We start from the raw sequence: 5,051 nt of genomic DNA, 5'->3' as shown, positions 1-5,051 counted from the left end.
TAGAAAGATTTTTATTATTCAGTATAATTTTAGCTATCAACTTGGAACCCTATATAGGGTTCCAAGTTGACTTTTAAAATTATCCATTCCAAAACCTGGATACATAAAATAGTGAGACATGATCCGAATCATTTAGAATTCAATGCTGAATCTTGTATGAAAATATTTTAAAGTTATTGAATAAATTTAAATTGGAGCTTGTTTCCCTATACAACTACACAAACTGTTAATGTAATAATAAATAAAATTAAAGATTTTACTTTCTTTTAAATTTTAAAATGCTCTAAATAAAAAATTCATCTCTTCTCTCCTTTTTATTTTGTCCCATATTAGCTTACAAATACATATTAGAAAACCTATCTATAAGTGAAATGCATTCAATGTGAATTTAATATAAATTTTAAAATTTAAAAATTTAACTAAAAATAGGTCATCTTATTAAGACGACCTATCTTTATATTAGTTTTATTTTTCATCCATAATTTCTTTTAATGCATCATATGCATATTCTATTATTTCATCACATGATACACCTTTTCTTTTAAGTTCTATACAATCAAAAGTTCCATATTCTTCTTTTATTTTATTCATTAAAAGTTTTCCGTATTTTCTAGCTTCATTAGGGTCCTTAGCATTTTCTCTTCCTTTAGTTGCCCCTAAAACCATCATTGCACCAGTAATTGCACCACAGGTTGTTCCAACTGACATACCACCACCAAAAGGAGTTGCTATTGATACTGGAATATCTAAATTATTTTCTTCATTTATTGCTTTGATTATAGATTCAGAACAGTTATATCCTTCTTTATGAAAATCTAATACTTTTTTCATTATTACATACCTCTTCTCAAATATATCGTTTTATTTTAATATATAGTTTTAATATTTCAAATTAATTTTAAATCATTGTGAAAAATTTTTCAAGTGAAACTTTTTATTTATTAATGCTATTTTTATAAACAAAACACATTTAGATATTTTTATAATTCTAAATGTGTTTTCACTATTAATCTATTTTAATTCCATTTTTAAAAATGCACTGTTTTACATTACCATTTACATCTATTACAGTAAAATCACCATCAACCTGATCATTAGACCATTTACCTATGTATTTTTCTCCCTCTACTGTTTCTAATATTCCTTCTCCATGCTGCTTATCATTTTTCCAAGCTCCTGTATATTTATCTCCATTTTCCCATAAATATATTCCACTACCATCTTTATCATCATTGTTCCATTGACCTATATAACTTTCACCGTCAGACCAATAATATATACCGTACCCATCTTTTAAATCTTCCTTCCAACTCCCTATATATTTTTCTCCATTATTCCAAATCATAGTGCCTTCTCCGTGCATTTTACTTTCATGCCAATAACCAATGTATTTTGTCCCATTTGCATATGTAAAAATACCAAACCCGTGTCTTTTTCCATTTTTTCTTTCCCCTTGATAAATTCCACTTGTGCTATGATCATGATTATGATTTATTTCAATATTTTCGTTTTCATTAATCTTTAAATTTTTTTCCATTTTATTTCTCCTTAACACATCTTATTTATTATAAAAATTGTATATTATTAATATCCAAATTATATGTTACATCCTTACGTTCAACTATAACTTTTATTTTTTCCCTAACCTCATCATTTTCCATTACTTTTGTTAAAAGTTCTTTTGTTGGGTTAATTGCATAAGGAATACCTACTGACTTAAACATAGTAAAATCTCCTGATGTATCTCCATACGCAAAACTTTTATCAAGCTCTATATTGTATTTTTCTGTTAGTTCCTTTATAGCATTTTGTTTGCTCTCTGAATCCCACATTGGTATTATTTCTCCAGTATAATTATCATCATCATCTCTTAAGTATATAGAACCTTTATAGTCATCCATATTATATTTATTTGACATTTCTTTTACAAGTTCAATTGGTGAACCTGATATTGCAATTACTTTATGCCCTTGCTCTTTATGCCACTTTATTCTCTCTCTAGTAAAAGTATAAACCCTATCACCTTTTTGTTCTATAACCTTTTTAGCTATATACTCTATATGATGCCTGTCCACACCTTTTATTGCTTCTATATATATATCAACCATTTTTATAAGATATTCATCATAATCGCCTTGTCTTTTATCCCATTTAATAAATGCCGGACGAACCTCTCTATACCATTTTTTCTCATCTACAAGCTCATACTTAATTATTTTTTTAAAAACTTCTGTTATTAATCCTTCTCTATAAATAGTTCCATCTATATCAAAAAATGCTGCTATGTTTCCCATATAATCATCTCCTCCACTCAATTTTTGTATTTAATAGATTTTATCATATTTAAAATAAATTGCAATTATTTTAATAATTTTTTATACCAATATTAATATTACTAATCTATTCAAGGTTATGTGAATATTTTAGGTAAACTATTACATTAAAATTAACTAAACAATTTTTTCATATGCAAAAATATATTTTTTAACTTATTATACCATTAAAACTAATAGAAAATATACCTCTTAATTTTGTGTTTTTTTACAATTTTCAACTTTTTAGCCAATGATTTTTACATATATTAATGGTAATATAAATATATGGTATAAAATTTTAATTAATATCTAAAGTAAATTAATAATTGTTTGATAATTAACTAAGAAGGATTTATTTTAAAATCTTTTATTTCTATATGAAATTATTGTCACATACACATATTGATTTATTTTAATTAAATCTTCTATATTTTTTGGAAAATTAAAGCTTTATAGTAAATATTTTTAATGTGACTTAATACATTATCTATTATGCTGTTATGGCTTTACAAAAGATAAATCTAGCTCATTGAGCATAGTTGATTTTTTAAATATAATAATTTGAAAGTAAGGGGTTATTTATGGGGAAAAATTTCAAAAAAGAAAAAATGTATAACAAAAAAATTAGTTTAATATCAGCTATACTAATATTAATGATTTTCACTTCTATTATTCCTATAGTAATACTAGGATATAGTAATTTGAAAAACAATTATAATAACATATCTAATATTTATTTAACTAAAAGTTCTAATAGCATTAATTCTATTTCTAATAGTATTTCTACACTTGTAAACATAAATATTAATTTAATAAATTCACTATCTAATGATGAATATGTTTTAGAGAATATAAACAATAAAAACTATGATAAATTACTCAAGTATTTTAAAAATATAAAAGACAATAATGAGACAGTATCCTTTGTATATTTCAGTGACACAGAAGGGGGATTTACCTCATATCCTTTAGAGGATACTTCAAATTTCAAGCCACTGGAGACAACTTGGTATAAAAGCTCTATGACTTCTGATGCATTGGTAATATCTCCTCCATATATTGATGGTGTAAACGGCTTAAAAAATATTACTATTTCAAAAAAAATCAAAAATGAAAAAGGTGATATTTTAGGATGCTTAGGTATAGATATCTTATTAGATAAAGTTTGTGAAAATATATCTGAAACACCAATAGGAACCGATGGATTTTCTTTAGTTACATATAAAGATTCATCTGTACTTGGTAGTAGCAATAAAAATTTAATGGAAGTAAATTTACCTGAAACTGATTGGGGGAAAAAACTACCTAACATAAAAGACAGTTCAATTTTAACTATAGAAAATAAAAAATATGTAGTAGAAAAACATGTATATGAATCTTTAGGTTATACAACTTATGGATTTATATCAAAAGACGAGATAAATAGTGTAGTTTTCAAATCAATATTAAATGTTGTCATAACAGTATGTTTAACATTGATATGCTCTATTATAATAATTATTTTTACATCTATAGTGTTAAAAAAATCTATATCTAAACTAACATCAATTGTCTTAAAATGTAAAGATGGTGATTTTACTGAAAAAATTGATACAGATAATATTCGAATCAATGATTTCTTTCATATTGGTCACTCTATAAATTTAATGATAGATGATATTACTGTAGTTTTAAAAGAAACTCATAAAATATCTAATTATCTTCTTAATGCATCATTAAATTTTAAAGACATTATAAGTGAAGTAAATTCTTCTAATAATGATATTGCTAGTGCTATTGGTCAAATAACTGAAGGTGCTACTTGTCAAAGTTCTATGCTAGAAAATAGCGTAAATGCCTCTGAAAATTTCGGATCTGAAATTGTTAATATATCAAGCTATGCAAAAGATATATCTTTAAAATGTAATGAAGCTGAAGATGCAATAATAAGCGGAACAACAATTATGAATGAATTAAAAGATATGTATGAGAAAAATACTATTTCAATAAACACTGTAGTTGATAAGGCATCTTTGCTTGAAGAAAACTCCAAAAAAATTAATATAATTTTAGATACTATAAAAGATATAACAACTAAAACAAACCTTCTATCTTTAAATGCTAGTATAGAAGCAGCTAGGGCTGGAGAAGCAGGAAAAGGGTTTGCAGTTGTAGCTAATGAAGTAAGGCTTTTAGCAGAACAATCTAGTAGTTCTGCTAAAGAAATTGAAGAAGTTATTATAGAAAATTTAAGCAATATAAAATCTGTAAATAATGAAATTTCATCTTCTCAAAAGATAATTGAACTTAGTTCTGGAAAAACTTTAGATACCTTTAAGAGTTTTGAAAAAATCACAAATTCTATAGATGCTTTAAAAGAAAAAATTAATTTTACATCAGAAGCTATACTAAAAGTTAATGATTCTAAAGAAATTTTCATACAAAACCTTCAAGATATATCTGCTGTTTCACAAGAAGCTGCCGCTTCAACTGAAGAAGTTAACGCTTCTAGTGAAGAACAACAGGGTAAATTTAAAGAAGTAACAGTGCAAGCAGAGGATTTAAATACTATATCTAACACTTTAAATAATTTAATATCAAATTTTAAAATTACTGAATAAACATTAAAAGGGGCTGTCGCATTAGCGGGTTTAAATCCGTTAGCGATAGCTCCTTTTAGTCATCTTTAAAATCTTTTATTCGGTTTACTATATCTTAACTATAAAATATTTAAAAATAGGCGCACTTTAATAAGTC

At 25.3% G+C, this 5,051-nt stretch carries 4 protein-coding genes; 1 reads left to right on the top strand and 3 read right to left on the bottom strand.

Features of this window, described 5'->3' with window-relative positions; translation table 11 throughout:
- Positions 1 to 465 precede the first annotated feature (465 nt).
- The 3 genes from AZI32_RS16695 to AZI32_RS16685 form a co-directional block, all read right to left on the bottom strand.
- Positions 466 to 831 (bottom strand): C-GCAxxG-C-C family (seleno)protein, encoded by a 366-nt coding sequence (locus AZI32_RS16695; RefSeq protein ID WP_061997058.1) that lies wholly within the window; start codon positions 829 to 831, stop codon positions 466 to 468.
- 175 nt (positions 832 to 1,006) lie between these two features.
- On the bottom strand, positions 1,007 to 1,537 hold the full coding sequence (locus AZI32_RS16690) for a hypothetical protein (protein ID WP_061997056.1): 531 nt from the start codon (positions 1,535 to 1,537) through the stop codon (positions 1,007 to 1,009).
- A 28-nt stretch (positions 1,538 to 1,565) separates the two neighbouring features.
- Positions 1,566 to 2,294, bottom strand: coding sequence for an HAD-IB family hydrolase (locus AZI32_RS16685; protein ID WP_061997054.1), 729 nt, complete (start codon positions 2,292 to 2,294; stop codon positions 1,566 to 1,568).
- A 602-nt stretch (positions 2,295 to 2,896) separates the two neighbouring features.
- Between AZI32_RS16685 and AZI32_RS16680 the strand changes: the two genes are divergently transcribed.
- Positions 2,897 to 4,915 carry a methyl-accepting chemotaxis protein gene (locus AZI32_RS16680; protein ID WP_061997052.1) on the top strand — a complete coding sequence of 673 codons (2,019 nt, stop codon included), beginning with the start codon at positions 2,897 to 2,899 and terminating at the stop codon, positions 4,913 to 4,915.
- Positions 4,916 to 5,051: the final 136 nt, after the last annotated feature.

Origin of the sequence: Clostridium sp. ATCC 25772 (assembly GCF_001573875.1) — a bacterium.
Classification (GTDB): Bacteria; Bacillota; Clostridia; order Clostridiales; family Clostridiaceae; genus Clostridium_J; species Clostridium_J senegalense.
This window is presented reverse-complemented; position numbering and strand designations above follow the sequence as displayed.

Excerpts from the sequence above, each read along its gene's own strand:
- AZI32_RS16690 (WP_061997056.1), bottom strand. The coding sequence starts at position 1,537 with ATGGAAAAAAATTTAAAGATTAATGAAAACGAAAATATTGAAATAAAT.
- AZI32_RS16685 (WP_061997054.1), bottom strand. The coding sequence starts at position 2,294 with ATGGGAAACATAGCAGCATTTTTTGATATAGATGGAACTATTTATAGA.
- AZI32_RS16680 (WP_061997052.1), top strand. The coding sequence starts at position 2,897 with ATGGGGAAAAATTTCAAAAAAGAAAAAATGTATAACAAAAAAATTAGT.
- AZI32_RS16695 (WP_061997058.1), bottom strand. The coding sequence starts at position 831 with ATGAAAAAAGTATTAGATTTTCATAAAGAAGGATATAACTGTTCTGAA.